This window comes from Liquorilactobacillus capillatus DSM 19910 (genome assembly GCF_001434915.1).
GTDB classification, from domain to species: domain Bacteria; phylum Bacillota; class Bacilli; order Lactobacillales; family Lactobacillaceae; genus Liquorilactobacillus; species Liquorilactobacillus capillatus.
Genome location: NZ_AZEF01000021.1, coordinates 1 through 17505, shown reverse-complemented (window position 1 = coordinate 17505; position 17505 = coordinate 1). Strand labels below are relative to the sequence as shown.

The window sequence follows — 17505 nt, the reverse complement described above, 5'->3', positions numbered from 1 at the left end:
CCCAGTAACTATATATTCCTTCTAATTGGTCTACATCCGTTGACTTACCTTTTATTTAGTTTATATTTGGACATAAGTTAAAGGCAATGATAGTTATTCTAACACAGAGGGAGTTTGAAAGAATGAGAATTGAAGAGGACTGTATTGGCAAGTTAGAACTTGAAGATAATGTATTGTACGGTATTCACAGTAAAAGAGCGGTGAGTAACTTTCCTATTTCAGCTGAAAGGGTACACACATTAATTATAGAAAGCTTGCTCCAGATAAAGAAAGCTGCATCTCAGGCTAATTATGCTGCAGGAACCTTATCAGCGGTCAAAGCCAGAGCGATCAATGAAGCTTGTTATGAATTGTTGCAGGGAAAAAACGCAGAAGCATTTATTGTTCCAGCCATTCAAGGTGGCGCTGGTACATCTTCTAATATGAGTGTTAATGAAGTAATTGCGCATCTTGCGAATCAAAGGACACATAAACAACTGATACATCCCAATGATGATGTTAACCAGGCGCAGTCAACCAACGATACTTTTCCAACGGCTGGTAAAATGGCAATGCTGAAGCTACTTCCAGGGCTTCTGTCAGCATTAACGGACATGATAGAAGTGATGTTGAAAAAAGCATTCGAGTTTAGTAACACTCTTAAGGTTGCTAGAACTCAATTACAAGATGCGGTTCCAACAACTTTAGGTCGTTCTTTCCACGCATATTATGCGTTATTTAAACGTGATCTTAAAAGAATAGAGCACGCAGCCCAGGGACTTAACTATGTAAACCTTGGTGGAACAGCTATTGGGACAGGAATAAACGCAAGTGAACTTTATCAGCAAAAAATAGTTCCCTTATTAAATCGTGAAACAGATCTACAACTGCAACTCGCACCTGACCTAATCGATGCGACACAAAACTGTGATGTCTTTGTTGAATTTTCAGGGGCACTAAAGAGTCTCGCGGTTGATCTATCAAAAACAAGTAATGATTTACGGATGCTTGCTAGCGGACCCAGAGCAGGTTTTAATGAAATTAGTTTACCTAAGAAGCAAGCTGGTTCTTCAATTATGCCAGGTAAGATCAACCCTGTTATTCCAGAGGTTGTTAATCAGGTTGCATTTGAAGTGATGGGAAATGATGTTACGGTCACGCTTGCAGCGGAAGCAGGCCAATTAGAGCTCAATGCATTTGAACCCATAATATTTAAACGGCTTTTGGAAAGCGAAGAGCATCTAACAGGAGCTATTAAAACATTAACGAGCAACTGTTTAAATGGACTTAAAGCAAATGAGGAAAAATGTGCTGCTGATATTGAAAATTCAATTGCAGCAGCAACTGTTCTGACACCTTACTTAGGATATGAAAAAACGACTAGACTAGTTAAGGAGGCTATTGCTAAAAATATTTCAGTTAAGGAAATTTTGAAAGCCAACAAGTTGTTGAGCCAATGTAAAATTAAAGAGCTTTTCTCAAAAGAAAAATTAATTCATCAACATAGCTCAGAAAAAATAGGTAATCTTGTATAAATTTAAATAACTGAAGAAAAAAAGACCGTCGGCTTTGAGGAGCTTTAAAAAGTTAATACTCTTAGTTTAACTTTTTAATAACTGAACTGGGACGGTCTTTATATTGAGTAATGATTTAAATAACGTAATAGATCAAAAATTAATAAATTTCTTTCCGAGCATTAAAAAAGGCTTCAAGTTGTTCTTCTTCATCACTATCGAAAAAGCCAGCATCTAATTGTTCTTTTATTTTATGCCGTAAAGCACGGTCAACTTCCCAGAAACCTTCAATTTTTTTGAAGTGGGTACTGTCGTAATGCTCAAAAATAGGATATATTTCTAGAAAATCTGTAAAATCTAAGTCCTGATCTTCAGTGAATTCCTTTACCCAACCGAGATCAAGCGCTAAGCTTGTCGGTGCACCAGTCTCGTCTAGAATTTTATTTTCAACTAATGTTTTATAAACTTCGGCTTTTGTAAGTGCAGGATTTTCTTGTCTAAAAAAGTCAAAACCCTGTTCAACTAGGGGAGGATAGATAATTTGCATATTAACAACCTCATTTCAAGTATTAGATTTATTAAAGCCCCTAAATTTATTGCAAATGATTTGCAATAAGATAAATACAGTATAGTTGAGGTATTGTTTATTGTCAATCGTTAATTGCAAATAGTTTGCAATTAACTTATAATAAATAAAAAAGGGGTTAATAATGCGTTTAACTAAACAACGAAAAGCAATTAGTGATTATTTTGCTGCCAACCCTGAACATGCATTCAGCGTTGAGATGATTTATAACCAAATTGGCGACGGTAAGATGAATCTGTCAACTGTTTACCGTAATGTTGATCGCTTGGCACAATTAGGGCTCTTAGCAAGGACATTAATGAAAAATACGGCTTACTACTATGTAAAAAAAGAAGAACACCAGCATTTCATGATCTGTACCAGCTGCTTTAAAATGTTCCCGATCAATCACGTAATTGAAGAAATCATTCCAATCGCTATTGGGCAGACAGATTTTAAAGCATTAGCTCATGATATTGTGATCTATGGTATTTGCAGAAGATGTCAGCTTCATAACGAAAAGAGCAAGGTCTCTTTTTAGAGTTTCTCTCAAAGAGGGACTTGCTCTTAAGTAAATACAGGGTGTTCTAAGTCGATCATAAAGTTGATCCTAATGATTAAGTTTATGGAACACGATATAGACGCTTGATAAGAAAGCTGGGTCAGAAATTAATTTTTGATCCAGCTTTTTTGAAGCAGTAAAATAAGTTCAAAACATAACTGCTGCGAATGCAAGTAGATGTGTACAAAGTAACCAATTCTACTTGCAGTTCTAATTTCTTTTAACCTATATTCTAAAATGTTAACATCAGATTGAACGATGAATAGAAGGGTAGGAGGTTATTTATATGAAGGTAATTGTAGTTGGATCTTCTCACGGAGGTTTTGAAACCGTTCGCGGAATTTTAGCTGAACATCCAGAAACTGAAATTCAATGGTATGAAAAGGGAGACTTTTTATCTTTTCTTTCTTGCGGAATGCAGTTGTACCTGGAGGGCGTTGTTAAGGACGTTAATTCTGTCAGTTATGCAACACCTGCGGGAATGCGATCAGCCGGGGTTCATGTTTTCGTTAAACAAGAAATTACTAAAGTTGATCCAGCAGCACACACAGTTCATGTTATCGATCATGCAGCTGGTACTGAACGGGATGAAGATTACGATAAACTTGTTTTGAGTGTTGGGGCACTCCCAGCGTCTTTACCAGTTGAAGGCCATGATTTACAGAATGTCTATGGAATGCGTGGGCGTGACTGGGCAATTAAGCTTAAAGCTAAGACTGTTGCTCCAGAAGTTAAGGATGTTGTCGTTATCGGTGCAGGTTATATTGGGGTCGAAGCTGCTGAAGTTTTTGCAAAAGCCGGTAAAAAAGTTACGTTGATCGATGTTTTGCCTCGAGTATTGGACTTGTATTTAGATAAAGAATTCACGGAGCTCTTAACTAGTGAGATGATAAAAAACAATATTTATCCAGCTACAGGTCAAACAGTCAAACGATTTGTAGGTCAAAACGGTAAGGTTAAAAGCGTTGTTACTGACCAAGGGGAGTATCCGGCAGATCTTGTAATTCAGGCGGCAGGAATAAAGGCCAATACGGCTTTTTTGAAAGATGTTATCGAATTGGATGATCACGGTCTAATTAAAATCGATGACTATTTGCAGACATCTGATAAGGATATCTACGCTGTTGGTGACGCGACACTAGTTCCTTTTGCACCAACTGCTCAAAATAACCGAATAGCTCTAGCCACTAATGCACGCCGTCAAGGGCGAATAGCTGCTAAAAATATCTTTGGAGCTGCTCAACCAATGACAACTGTTTCTGGTTCATCAGCGCTATCTGTTTTCCGGTACCATTTTGCTTCAACGGGTGTTAAGACTGGAACAAGTGTCAAACTTGGTGTTGAAACAAAATCAGTCTTAGTCAAAGATACCGTGCAACCTCCTTTTGTTTCTTTAGAAGATGGTAATGCTGAGGTCTGGTTCAAATTAACTTACGCACCATCTGATGGGCGTGTCTTGGGTGCGCAGATTTTATCTAAACGAGATGTGACTGCTAATATCAATGTTATCTCGTTGGCAATTCAGCAGAAGCTAAAAGTAACAGACTTAGCCTACGCGGATTTCTTCTTCCAACCAGGGTTTGACAGACCATGGAATATTATTAATATTGCTGCACAAAAGGCAGCGATCCAGCTCAAAAAAAAAGAAAAATAATATTATATCGAAATAAGAGGAATTTAGTATGGAACCATGGCAACGATCTTGGACTGTGAATAAGTACTGGGTAATGGCACGCTCGCAGTCCATCTATGAAAAGATCAAGAAAATAGCCACCAGCGGCCAGTCCGAGAATGAAAAAGAGCGAACTTACCGCAGCCTACTTGCCGAGGCAACGCAAATGACACCGACGATTGTTACGCTTAGAAATACGTATCAGCATGTTTGGGGTTATTACAAAAAGAAAGCGACTATGGCAGAAAAAGAGTTTTATCTAGAGGAGTTAGCACAGTTATCATTAAAAAAAGATAGATTAGGGCCTTTTCTAGCACATTTAGCAGTAAAATACCAAGTTCAATATTTGTTGCGGTCACGCTTGATAACTGACTATCTAACCATAGTAGATAGTAGTACTAATTATTTTAACTAAGATTTGATTATAAAGATAAAAATACCAGATCAGGAAACTATTTGATTTGGTGTTTTTTTATCTTAGTTCAGCAAACCGATGTGCTTTTTTTGGCTAAAACAATGTATTAAGTTATACTTGCAGTAATTTAAATATTATTGAAAACCTTGTTTTTAAAAGAAAAGAGGCTATAGGGTAATGACTAAAATATACAGTTCTATAACGGATTTAATTGGAAAGACACCTATTGTTAAGTTAAATCAACTAGTTCCAAAAGGTGCAGCCGAGGTATATGTTAAACTTGAATTTTTTAATCCAGCTGGCTCGATTAAGGATAGGATCGCTTTAGCAATGATTATAGCAGCTGAAAATGAAGGTCAATTAACTGCGGGGGGAACAATTATTGAACCGACTTCGGGTAACACTGGAATAGGTTTGGCTGCTGTTGCTGCCAGTAAGGGATACCATTTAATTATTACGATGCCAGAGACGATGAGCATTGAACGTCGAAAGTTAATGAAAGCTTACGGTGCAGAATTGATCTTGACACCTGGTGAAGATGGAATGAAGGGAGCTATTGCAAAGGCAAAAGAACTAGCACACGCACATAATTATTTTTTGCCAATGCAATTTAATAATCCGGCTAATCCACAGATTCATGAAACGACAACGGGCAAGGAAATTGCTGCTGCATTCGGTTCCAAACTTCCAACAGCATTTGTTGCAGGTGTGGGTACAGGCGGAACACTAACTGGGGTTGGGCATGTTTTAAAGGCAATTGATAAGAAAATTAAAATATATGCGTTAGAACCAGCTGAATCACCTGTTTTAAAAACTGGTACAGGTGGTAAACATAAAATCCAGGGTATCGGTGCAGGCTTTATTCCAGCCGTTTTAGATAAAACAGTTATCGATGATATTATTGAAGTTACCAGTGATAATGCACTTAAGACGGCGCGGCTAGTGGGACAAAAAGAGGGCTTTCTCCCTGGAATTTCTGCAGGTGCAAACATTTATGGCGCGTTGCAAGTGGCTAAAAAACTTGGTCATGGGAAATCTGTAGTGACAGTTGCACCTGATAACGGTGAACGCTATTTATCAACAGAACTTTTTAAGGGCTAAGCATAATAACTTCGGCCTCCGAATTAGTTTTAAAAAAACGATATGTGTATTAATAAAAAGAAAGACTGTTTTAAAAAAAGAGCTACTTGTTTTATTTTACAAAACAAGATTGCTCTTTTTTTGGATAGAATAGGGTTTTGAAAAGCGCTTTCTAATATGGCACATAACTTGCTAATACTTTAGTGGGAACTTTATAGAAAGACATTAGGGGGTCGTTTTATGCAAAATCAAGGAGCTGCTAGAGTCAAAGAGCATTATAAGATGTACAAAAAAGGCAAAGTTTGGGTCTTTTCGTTACTCTTTACTAGTGGGGCAGTAATTTGTTTGAGTCAAACAAGTTTAATTCATGCTAGTGCTGTGGTTGATTCTCAAAATAGTACAATTAGTAAAGAAGTAGCAACTGCAGATAGCACTGTTAATGCTCGACAACAAGGATTACAGGCAGGAACTAGTAACTTGAGTTCTTCTGCGGGTAGTAGTGAGAAGGATGTGAGCAGTTTAACAACAGCTGCTGAAAGCGTTTCAACGCCTAGTAGTGTAGAAACAGTGAGCAGCAAAACAGATCAGCAAACGGTAATAGATAAGCAGCCGACTATTAACCAAAGCTCAGCTAGTAAAATAAAGGAACTACCAGCCGATGCTTCAGATTCTTCAACAATAACTTCAACAACAAGTTCAGCAACAACAAATTCTTCGACAACTAATAGTTCAGAGACAGCTACGCAACAGACAAATTCAGCGTTATTTACAAAAGCGGAGAGCAAGTCACCAGCAGTAGCTGAAAATGCTGAGCAAAATAAAATAACTACAAATGAAAAACAAGCCAATATAAGCTCTGAAGAAAGTAAACCAGCGAATACAACCGTAGCGGCAAACACTGATAAAATAGCATCAGCAACGAAAGCGGAAAAGAGCTATAGTGAACCATATCGTAATCAATTTCATTTTTCACCGTCTAAGAATTGGATGAATGACCCCAATGGTTTATTTTATGATGACCAAACTGGTTTATATCATTTATATTATCAGTATAATCCTGAAGGAAATGAATGGGGAAATATGTCGTGGGGTCATGCTACCAGTAAAGATATGATTAATTGGCGTCAAGAGCCGTTAGCAATTCCTATGTTAGCAGATCAAGGCTGGGAAGACTTTGTATACACTAATACCACTGGTAGCTTGGCAAAATACGGAGAAGTTCGCTATGTGGGTATACCAACAACTAATTGGGGCGATGCTAATGGTAAAAAAGCTATTTTCAGTGGGTCTATTTATGTAGATAAAAACAATGTGAGCGGCTTGGGTCAGAATGCAATCCTTGCTTTTTATACAGCGGACTACCAAATAGCAACTAGGATCAATGATGGTAAGGAGAACGGTTGGGGGACTTGGATAGGCTTAAATGAAATTCAAGAACAGCATTTAGCTTATAGCCTCGATGGAGGTAAGACTTTTAAACAATACTCCGCAGATAAAAATAGTGCTGAACCACAACCTTTAATACCTGTAATAGCATCAAAAGGGGGAGATGCAGCTAATTTTAGAGACCCAAATGTGGTTTATGATCAACAAAACAAACAGTTTTTATTAACAGTTGTTTCTAACCAACAAGCATTGATTTATAAATCGGTGGATCTGCTGCATTGGGAGTATGCTTCAAGTATTCAGCGTGAAAAGAACGTTGGGCTAGGTGTTTGGGAATGTCCCGCATTAATACCATTAACAGTTGAAGGAACAAAAACTACTAAGTGGGTTTTAGCAATTAGTATCCAGCAAGGTTCACATGCAACTGGATCCGGGATGGAGTATTATGTTGGCAATATTGATCATAATGGTCAATGGACTCCGGAAAGTACGCAAACAATGGCTAACCCGATGACAATGGATTATGGCGAGGATTTTTATGCGGGAATTCCATTTGCTAATATGAGTAATAATCGTAACGTGATGCTTGCATGGCAATCCAATTGGTCATATACAGGTGATGCTAAAACATCTCCTTGGTACGGTAATATGACGTTACCGCGAGAACTAAAGCTAGTTAAGAGTTCGAACACGACTGATGGCTATTTATTAAAAAACACGGTTATTTCTGAAATAACACATAATGAACAAGCGGATAGGATCGCGCCTGATGACTCCTCTATAACACCACGTGATACAGAGCAAAAAATTGAATATAGTGGTAATCAGTATAAGTTGACTGCTGACTTTTCATGGGACACCAAGAATCCTCCTACCTCAGTCGGCTTTAAACTAAGAGCTTCAGACGATGGAAAGTATTATGTTCTTGTTGGTTACGATCTAACAACGAAGAAATTCTTTGTACAACGTTTAAACACGGGTGAAGCTGCAATGGAGGCTCCGCGAGATAAGATGAATGCCATTGTTGATACTGCTAATGGAACGATTAAGTTAACTGTCTATGTAGATGAAACAAGTGTCGAAGCTTTCGCGAATGATGGTGAAAAATCAATTACCCAGAATTTTTTCATGCGACCGGAGAAGGCGGAAAAGCAGGCGACTAACCAACTTTATCTTTATGTACAAGCTGGGACAGCACATATTACTGGGCTAAAATTAAATCCACTAACCAGTATTTGGGAGAATAAAGCTAAAGTAACCTTTAACTATATTGATGATCGAGGAAACCAACTGCTACCTTCACAACAATGTACAGGTATGATTGGTGATAAGTATCAAACACCGACTGTACCTAAAATTAAGGGTTATTTCTTAGTTAAGAACAACACCCAAAATAAAAATCAAGCCAATTTATATACAGCTCGAGATCAAATAGTAGATTATTTGTATCAAAAAAATCAAACAGAAATTATAACTAAGGATACGACGATTATGACGGCTGCTGATGCTCAGTGGTCACCTGCTGCTAATTTTGTTAGCGGAAAAGATATGCGGGGATATGGACTAACTATCAATGATATACGGGTTACAGGAGCGGTTGATTTAAGTCGTGCTGGAATATATCATGTCAGCTATACTTACACCGATGAGCAAGGAAAGACAGTTTCACAAGTAGCGCAGGTTAAAGTGATTGAACCAGCCATCGCAGCAATAGAGCAACAAGATCATGCCACTCTAAGTGTAAATGAGCAGCAGTCAAAAGATAGTTACATCAATACTTTGAAACTATCCAAAACAGTCAAACACTCAAAATCAAAGCAGTTCGTGAAATTAGCTGTGCTTAATCAGCAAGATTCCAGTGCAACTAACTACTATCCTCAAGCAGTGCGGACAGCTGTTAAAAAGAACATGGTTGATGTAAAAGATAAGCCCAAAGCTGTCCATCCAGTTAAGGCAGTCGGCTTCCAGAAACGTTTGCCGCAAACTGGAAATATTGAAAGTTCATCCCTAAGTATATGGGGAATGTTATTTGCTGGTCTCAGTGGAATTGGAATGTTGTTTGGGCTAAAGAAAAAGAATTTTTAGGGTAAAAGGTAACTTATAAACTAAATAGTAGTAAAAAGCGGTATTCCTGAGGATTAATTTCAGGAGTACTGTTTTTTTCTTAGATGATTTAGCTTTAATACTAAGCATAATTGCTATAATACTATCTTTAGCCTATACTTACACATGGTATTATTATTTTGATAATGAATTAATGCAGAAAGTAAGCTTGGTTCAAAAGTTACTAGGTATCTTTAACTATCCAAGTATTAGAAGATAAGTACTAGAAAAGCTGCTTAACTGTGTGTCATTATTGAGGAGGAACAAGTAATATGGGAAAAATAACCAAAAGTGGAAAGATAGTTGACTTGCATTGCCACCTTCTACCTGGAATTGACGACGGGTCTCCTGATCTTGAACATTCATTAAAATTGGCAAATGACGCTATTAAAGAAGGAATAACGCATATCTTAGCCACTCCACATCATCTTGACGGAGATTACGTTAATCATAAACCAGATGTTCTGCGGCATGTCGCAGCCTTTCAACATGAGCTGGATATTAGGAAAATGCCCTTAACGATTTTTCCTGGTCAAGAAGTGCATATTAATGGTGATTTGATTGAACGGTATGATGATTTACTTGGGATTGACGAAGAAAAAAAGTATATGTTGATCGAGTTCCCGCATGGGAGTGTCCCCGCGTATGCTAAGCGTCTCTTTTTTGAATTACGTAAAGCCGGAACGACACCGGTGATCGTTCACCCTGAGCGTAATCATGAGATTCAAAATGATTTAAATATTTTGTATGACTTTATCTCTGATGGGGCATTATCGCAGTTAACTGCGACAAGTTATGTCGGTGGTTTTGGGGAGAATGTTAAAAAGGTTTCGGATCAGCTAGTTGAACATGGGCTAGTCCAGTTATTTGCTTCTGATGCGCATTCACTTAAAGGACGGAAATTTGCATTACATGAAGCTCTTGAAGAACTTCAGTCTAAGATGGGCCAAGAGAAGGTTGATGAATTTGAACAAACCGCAGAAGATCTCCTGAATGGATTGCCAGTTATGGCACGCGGTTACTCTAGAATAGAGAAGAAAAAGAAACGTTTCTTTTTCTTCTAAAACAAATTAGATTATATTAATCTCTTAGCTAAAAAAGAACTAGTCAAATTATTTTTGAACTAGTTCTTTTTTTATCAATATATTTTAAGTAGCACAATATTAATAAAGAGCTAATGCCTTTTCAAAATAATTAATTATGGAATGAAATTACTTTGTTTTGAAATCAATTGAAAGGTTTGTATTTTAAAATGTTTTGAAAATAATAGATTGACTTAGTAAAACAAACTAAGAATAGTTATTTTTACAGCTTATGTGATAAAAGATGACCAATATTGTGCAAAATCATTTGACTAGATTAAAAACTGATTATAAAATGATGAGCATAGTAAATAAAGGGGATGCTTGTATGGCTAATATTTTTCGTAAAAAACGTGTTGCTGATCTTCTTAAAGAAACAACACCCTTAAGACGAACACTACATACCCTGGATCTCACCTTTTTAGGGATCGGGGCTATTATTGGAACAGGGATCTTTGTTCTAACGGGTAAAGGGGCTTTAACGGCAGGGCCAGCATTATCAGTTTCCTTTTTAATTGCAGCTGTTTGTTGTGGCTTTGCTGGTTTATGTTATGCAGAATTTGCCTCAATGGCACCTGTAGCAGGATCAGCCTATACGTACTCATATGTGGCCTTCGGTGAAATTATTGCATTTATTATTGGCTGGGATTTGATTTTAGAGTATGCCTTAGGTGCGGCAACTGTTTCTGTCGGGTGGTCGGGCTATTTTGTTAATCTATTAGATAACATTGACATTCATATTCCAACAGTTTTAACAGCAGCCGCAGGGACCACACCTGGAGTGACAACATTATTTAATCTACCTGCCTTTTTGGTCGTGCTCTTGATTACATGGATTATTTCGATTGGGATCAACCAAACGAAACGGGTTAATGACACGATGGTTTTCATTAAGCTAGCAGTTATTATTTTATTTATTGTATGTACTATCTGGTTTATTAAACCACATCATTGGACACCTTTTTCGCCATATGGTCTCTATTCATTTAACCATGGAACGACAGCTGGAATTATTCCAGCTGCATCAATTGTTTTCTTTTCTTTTATCGGTTTTGATTCGGTAGCATCAAGTGCCGAGGAAACCGTTAATCCAAGTAAAACCTTACCTCGAGGAATACTCTTATCATTATTAATCTCAACCATTTTGTATATTATCATGACTTTGATTATGACTGGGGTTGTTAAATATACTGTATTTTCCAAATATCTAAATGCACCTATTTTGGCGGTTTTACATGCAACTGGTCAAACCTGGCTGTCAATTATTGTTAGTTTAGGAGCTATCTTAGGTATGACAACAGTTATTCTCGTACAGCTTTACGGGCAATCACGTATTTGTTATTCAATGTCCCGTGATGGTCTTTTTCCAAAATTCTTTGGTGAAGTTAGTTCAAGATACAAGACTCCATTCAAAGGAACGTGGTTTTTTGGAATTATTACTGCCTTGGCTGGTGGTTTCATCAACCTGAATATTTTATCAGAGCTTGTTAATATTGGAACTTTGACCGCGTTTATTTTAGTTTCAGCTGGGGTTCTCTGGATGCGTAAAACTAATCCTGGCATTCATCGTGGTTTTAAAGCTCCAGGTGTCCCATTTACACCACTTATTGCAATTGCCTTTTGCCTTGTTTTAATTGCTGGACTAAACTGGGAAACTTGGGTCCGTTTTGTTATCTGGTTTGCGATCGGACTCTTGCTTTATTTCTTTTATGCTAAAAAACATTCGAAATTAAATATTTAAAGTAGTAAAAAAAGACTTATCTTTTTAGAAAATGCGTGGGTTTTGAAACTAAACTCACGCATTTTCTTAGTTAAAGAAAGAATATATAAAGTAAGCTAGCATTTTAGGGAGGAGATAAGGTAAGATAAAGCTTAGGTTCTGTTTTTTTAATAAACAGATAATTAAACTTAGATCACAAAATAATTCTTGCGGGCAAAGTAGTTGCTGCATGAATTATTTTTGTACATAGCTAATTATATTAACTGTTAAAAGAAATAAGGGAATCGATCAATACTCTTATCTTAGTGATTAGAGCATTACAAGCATATGGGAGGAAGATTTTTTATGAGTCATAATAACGGACAGGAGTTAAGCATCAAACCTGCACAACGAAGGACTTCTTCGTGGGATATGTTCGCTACTTGGGTTGGTGCAAATGCGAATAACGGGACTTGGTACATCGGTGGTGTTTTAGCTGCTTGTGGATTTGCAGCAGCTATGGGCGTTTTATTATTTTCATCGGCACTATCCTATGTTTTTTTGTCACTGATTGGTTTTATTGGTTTCAAAACAGGTGTTTCAACGATGGGAATCAGTCGTGCTTCTTTTGGTTTAAGAGGAAGCTTTCTTCCTTCAGCAATTAATGTTACTCAATTTATTGGTTGGACAGCTGTTAATACATATATCGCAGCTACTTCAGTCAGCTACTTGATGCACGATATTGCAGGGTGGCCACTTTATGGACAAGCTGGCGGAAGTAAAGGAATTATTTGTGGCATATTAGTAATGAGTATCTTGCATATTATTAGTATTGCAAGTGGTTCACGTTCGGTTCAGCTTATTGAAAGAATTGGAATTATTCTTGTTTTCATTTTTGTTTTATGGGAATCGATCGTTGTTTTCCAGACAGTTTCACTGCATGAAATTATGTCATGGCATGTTCCAGCAAAATTTAAAATGAATACCGGAACAGCTGTTGATACAGTTGCTGCATTTAACTTGGCATGGGTAACTGCTGGAGCTGATTTTACACGCTTTACCCGTAAAAAATCAGCGGCAACAGTTATGCCGTTTGCTGGGGCTTTGTTGGGTGTAGTCTGGTTTGCTTTTATTGGTTTAGTAGCAACGATCAGCATCGCGATCGCTTCTGGTAGCTATGATCCTAATAATTCTGATCCAAGTACGATCGCAAGTAAGTTAGGTTTGGGTGTTTTAGCGCTACTAGTTATTATTTTAACCAGTATGACTGCAAATGCGGTAAATCTAATGGCAGCAGGTTCGGCACTCTCAAATATTTTCCCACGGCTGAAGCTTAAAGCATCCTTGTGGATCGTTGCTGTTTTAGCAACCTTCGTGACCTTCATCCCGATGATTTTAGGAAGCTTCCTCGATGCTTTCATCGTTTTCCTTGATTACGTTGGAATGGTTTTAGGACCGATTATTAGTATTATTATTGTTGATTTTTACTTGCGTAATCATGGTTCTTATCGTCTAAGTGAATTAACCAAAAGAAACGGTTGCTACTGGTATACGAATGGAATTAATTGGGTGGCAATCGTAACTTGGGTAAGTGGTGCCGGTATTTTCTTTATTTTGCAGCATAGTTCTATTTTAGAAAAAACAATGGGTGCGACTTTTATCACAATGCTGATTAGCGGGGTTGTTTATTATTATTTGATGAAGCTATTCTACGGAGGCTCTAAAAAAGATGTTAATTAAAGACGTACACATTAATAATCAAGAAGACTTACAAAGTGTCAGAATTACAGCAGGAAAGTTTAGTGAAATTGGGAAGACATTAAAACCGCTCAAGGATGAACAAATTATTGAGGGGGCAGGGAAAGTCTTACTTCCCCCCTTTATTGATTCACACATTCATCTTGATGCGACATTGACAGCTGGTCAACCAGAATGGAACCAAACTGGTACGCTCTTTGATGGAATTCGTATTTGGTCAGAGAGAAAGAAAGAGCTGACTATTGTGGATGTAAAAGCAAGAGCTAAAGAAACAATTTATCAGCAATTAAGATATGGCATCCAATTTGTCCGCAGCCATGTTGATACAACGGATCCACAATTGATAGCGCTGCAGGCTTTGCTAGAACTGAAAGAAGAATTAAAAGATGTTATTGAACTACAACTGGTAGCTTTCCCTCAAGAAGGAGTTCTTTCTTTTCCAAAGGGGAAAGAATTACTGGAACAGGCCTTAAAAGAAGGTGCAGATGTAGTGGGAGGGATTCCGCACTATGAATTTAATCATTTTTATGGAGCTGATTCTCTAAAGTATATTATCAGTTTAGCAGAAAAATATAATACTTTAGTTGATGTACATTGCGATGAGATCGATGATCCAGCGACACGTAATCTTGAAGTGCTAGCTACTCTAGCATATGAGTCTGGTTTGAAAGAGCGCGTGACAGCTAGCCATACGACGGCAATGGGGTCATATAATGATGCTTATACTTACAAACTATTTCGGCTTTTAAAACTGTCACAGGTTAACTTTGTTTCAAATCCACTAGTTAATATGCATTTGGGTGGTCGTTTCGATACATACCCTAAACGAAGAGGTTTGACGCGTATCAAAGAATTATCTGAAGCTGGGATCAACGTTTCCTTCGGTGAAGATGACGTTAAGGATCCATGGAATCCATTAGGAAACGGAGATATGTTAGATCCACTGCAAATGGGTGTATACGCTGCGCAGCTTATGGGGTATAAACAATTACAAAATTCGTTTAACTACGTAACTTACAATGCAGCACGGACGTTGCATATTGATGATCATTATGGAGTAGCAGTTGGTTTACCTGGAAACTGTATTCTTTTGAATGGTCAGGATTTTTATAATGTTTTAAATAAACATGCGGAAGTTTTATATAATATTCATGCTGGAAAAATTATTGCTAAGACCGTTCCGGCTAAACGAGAGCTTTATTTAGACTAGCTTATTGTCCCTAAGCAAAGTAAGATGATGTACAATGAATATAAAAGTTTTATGTTGTGCATTATTCAAAGTAATTAGGGGGATAATTAGTTGAAGAGAGTAGAGTGGATTGACGTAGTCAGAGGACTTGCAATGGTAATGATTGTAGTGGGGCATTCTTTATATGGATATACTTTTTCAGCATTTGCGAGAACCTTATTTGCGGTACATGTTCCTGTTTTTTTTGTTCTTTCAGGTTATTTATTTACACAAAAGAAGTGGAAGGTTTTATTTCATAAAGGCAAGCTCAATTTATTACTGCCTTATATGGCGACCTGCCTACTTATTATAATTTTATCGTAGATTGGATTTCACTTTCCAAGACAGCGTCTCTTAGGAACAATGGGTCTTACTCGGAATACTATTCTTGCAAGCTTTTATGGTTTAGGAACACCAGTGCATCTAAGTTTATTTGGTGGAATACAAATTCCTGCAATTGGTGTAATTTGGTTCTTAGTAACCATGTACTGTGGCAATATGCTATTTAATGCATCTTTAAAGATCGGTACGTATTTTAATAAGCAAGTAGTTATTGTTTTAGTATTATCACTTTTAGAATCTATATTAGGCTTCGTTATAGCACGACGATTGGCACTGCCGTGGTCGTTTAATGCTGCTTTGGTCAGCCAAATATTTTATTGTGGCGGATATTTAATTAGATATTTAAAGTTGATGGAGAATAAAAATCCAGTTTATTTTCTAGGTGGGCTTATTCTTTGGGGCGTATCTGTCCACAGCGGGTTTTTCTATCTAAATACGGCTTTTGCAAACGCACCAGTCTTAGCTATCTTGGGTGCGCTTGGTGGGAGTTTCGTCTTAATGAAATTAGCTCAAGCAATGATCTCATTCAATTGGAAATTATCGTTACTTCGTAATTATGGGCAACTTTCGTTGATAGTCATGTGTTTTCATTTGATTGATATTACGTTGTTGCATATTAGCGGTTTTATTTATAATGAATTAACAATGATACACGTTACCCCGATACTTGTTGTGTGTGCAGTCATTTGCTACCGCCTTCTTTTTACAATATTAGCGGTATTAATTATTCCACATATCCCTCTACTGAGATCTTTCTATCTTAATAGACGTTTTCCAGTAGTTAACCCCAAACTAGGTATTATTAGTAAAAGGCTATTTTAGCTAATAATTGCATGACAATATTTCGGAGAATAGTTGCGCTTAAACAGAAAATGAGTGACAATAAATATAACAGCAAGTATTAGTAAGCTTAACTTAGCTAATTTAAATGTGAGGAGCTGATAAAGATGACTTCAACAATGAAAGCGGTAGGTTTTAAGCAACATTTGTCCCTTGAAAACAGTGAGAGTCTCTTTGATTTTGAAATGCCGATCCCTAAAGCTAGTGGACATGATCTGCTGGTAAAGATTGAAGCAGTTGCGGTTAACCCAATTGACGTAAGTGTTAGATTGAACGGCTCTGAAACATATACCGATCCTAAAATACTTGGTTGGGATGCTTGTGGAACAGTTGTTGCAACAGGAGATCAGGTTACCTTGTTCAAAGAGCATGACTTAGTTTTCTATGCCGGCGATTTCAAGCGTGCAGGGAGTAATGCAGAGTATCAATTAGTTGATGAAAGGCTTGTTGGTCATGCCCCTAGAGGAATGGATATTCCTGAAATAGCTGCGATGGCATTGACTTCGCTAACTGCATGGGAAGCTTTGGTTGAAAAGTTAGAAATTGATTTTGATCAACCTCTTCTTAATAAGAAAAAGACGATTTTGATTATCAATGGTGCTGGTGGCGTAGGCTCTGTAGCAACACAGTTAGCACATTTAGCCGGCTTGCATGTCATTGCAACAGCTTCACGTCCTGAAACTAGTGCTTGGACTAAAAAGCACGGTACTGATCAAACGATAAATCACCGCCAAAATATGAGTGAACAACTGTACGGCTTAGGGTATCAAGATGTTGATTACATCTTAGGTCTGAGCGATATCGATGGTCATTGGGAAGAGATGGCAACAATGATCAAACCAGGCGGACGGATCGTATCAATTACGCAGAATAAACACCCGCTTGATTTAGGACTTTTAAAATCTAAAAGTGCGGAGTTTATGTGGGAGTGGGTGTACACCAAGTCTTTCTATCAGCTGCCAGAAATGATAACGCAGCATGCGAGCTTGGAAAAGATAGCCGCCTTATTAGAGCAAGGTCGACTCAAAAGTACAGCAAATCAAATTATTGAAGGAATCAACGCCGAAAATTTAAAGGCGGCTCATGCTATGATTGAAACTAATAGTTCAATTGGGAAAATTGTTTTGTGTCGTTAAGAGATCTACTTTTCAAATACCTTTTAGCATAAATTTTTCAGATAGAAGAAGATCACATTTAAGTGTAGTTTGCTTAAACATGATCTTCTTTATTTGGCTCTTCGTCAACTGTTGTTGGTGAATCCACTTATAAAAGTTCTAATT

14 protein-coding genes are annotated in these 17505 nt (G+C 37.4%); 13 read left to right on the top strand and 1 reads right to left on the bottom strand.

What is annotated here, in order from left to right; translation table 11 throughout:
* The first annotated feature begins 122 nt into the window (after positions 1 to 122).
* Positions 123 to 1514 (top strand): aspartate ammonia-lyase, encoded by a 1392-nt coding sequence (locus FC81_RS04990; protein WP_057743711.1) that lies wholly within the window; start codon positions 123 to 125, stop codon positions 1512 to 1514.
* Between the two features lie 139 nt (positions 1515 to 1653).
* Here FC81_RS04990 and FC81_RS04985 read toward each other — a convergent pair whose 3' ends face one another.
* Positions 1654 to 2040 carry a hypothetical protein gene (locus tag FC81_RS04985; protein WP_057743709.1) on the bottom strand — a complete coding sequence of 129 codons (387 nt, stop codon included), beginning with the start codon at positions 2038 to 2040 and terminating at the stop codon, positions 1654 to 1656.
* Positions 2041 to 2203: 163 nt separating this feature from the next.
* On the opposite strand from FC81_RS04985, the gene FC81_RS04980 reads away from it, so the two are divergent.
* From FC81_RS04980 to FC81_RS04925, 12 genes are all read left to right on the top strand, one after another.
* The gene (locus FC81_RS04980; RefSeq protein WP_057743707.1) at positions 2204 to 2599 is read left to right on the top strand and encodes a Fur family transcriptional regulator; all 396 of its coding nucleotides are present in this window, start codon (positions 2204 to 2206) and stop codon (positions 2597 to 2599) included.
* A gap of 307 nt (positions 2600 to 2906) precedes the next feature.
* Entirely contained in the window at positions 2907 to 4274 is a 1368-nt protein-coding gene (locus FC81_RS04975; RefSeq protein WP_057743704.1) for an FAD-dependent oxidoreductase, read from the top strand.
* A gap of 28 nt (positions 4275 to 4302) precedes the next feature.
* Positions 4303 to 4707 carry a YbgA family protein gene (locus FC81_RS04970; protein ID WP_057743701.1) on the top strand — a complete coding sequence of 135 codons (405 nt, stop codon included), beginning with the start codon at positions 4303 to 4305 and terminating at the stop codon, positions 4705 to 4707.
* A gap of 177 nt (positions 4708 to 4884) precedes the next feature.
* Positions 4885 to 5808, top strand: coding sequence for a cysteine synthase A (gene cysK / locus FC81_RS04965; protein ID WP_057743698.1), 924 nt, complete (start codon positions 4885 to 4887; stop codon positions 5806 to 5808).
* A gap of 219 nt (positions 5809 to 6027) precedes the next feature.
* Positions 6028 to 9258, top strand: a complete 3231-nt coding sequence (locus tag FC81_RS04960; RefSeq protein ID WP_083478760.1) for a GH32 C-terminal domain-containing protein — start codon at positions 6028 to 6030, stop codon at positions 9256 to 9258.
* A gap of 290 nt (positions 9259 to 9548) precedes the next feature.
* On the top strand, positions 9549 to 10340 hold the full coding sequence (locus FC81_RS04955; RefSeq protein WP_057743695.1) for a tyrosine-protein phosphatase: 792 nt from the start codon (positions 9549 to 9551) through the stop codon (positions 10338 to 10340).
* Between the two features lie 346 nt (positions 10341 to 10686).
* A complete protein-coding gene (locus FC81_RS04950; RefSeq protein ID WP_057743692.1) occupies positions 10687 to 12099 on the top strand; it encodes an amino acid permease in 1413 nt (470 codons plus the stop codon).
* Positions 12100 to 12423: 324 nt separating this feature from the next.
* The gene (locus tag FC81_RS04945) at positions 12424 to 13797 is read left to right on the top strand and encodes a cytosine permease (protein ID WP_057743689.1); all 1374 of its coding nucleotides are present in this window, start codon (positions 12424 to 12426) and stop codon (positions 13795 to 13797) included.
* The gene (codA, locus tag FC81_RS04940; protein WP_057743686.1) at positions 13787 to 15025 is read left to right on the top strand and encodes a cytosine deaminase; all 1239 of its coding nucleotides are present in this window, start codon (positions 13787 to 13789) and stop codon (positions 15023 to 15025) included. Before FC81_RS04945 ends, codA begins: the two co-directional genes overlap by 11 nt.
* Before the next feature lie 90 nt (positions 15026 to 15115).
* The gene (locus FC81_RS04935) at positions 15116 to 15367 is read left to right on the top strand and encodes an acyltransferase family protein (RefSeq protein WP_057743683.1); all 252 of its coding nucleotides are present in this window, start codon (positions 15116 to 15118) and stop codon (positions 15365 to 15367) included.
* A gap of 39 nt (positions 15368 to 15406) precedes the next feature.
* Entirely contained in the window at positions 15407 to 16207 is an 801-nt protein-coding gene (locus FC81_RS04930; RefSeq protein WP_057743680.1) for a hypothetical protein, read from the top strand.
* A gap of 125 nt (positions 16208 to 16332) precedes the next feature.
* On the top strand, positions 16333 to 17361 hold the full coding sequence (locus FC81_RS04925; protein WP_187327408.1) for a zinc-binding alcohol dehydrogenase family protein: 1029 nt from the start codon (positions 16333 to 16335) through the stop codon (positions 17359 to 17361).
* Positions 17362 to 17505: the final 144 nt, after the last annotated feature.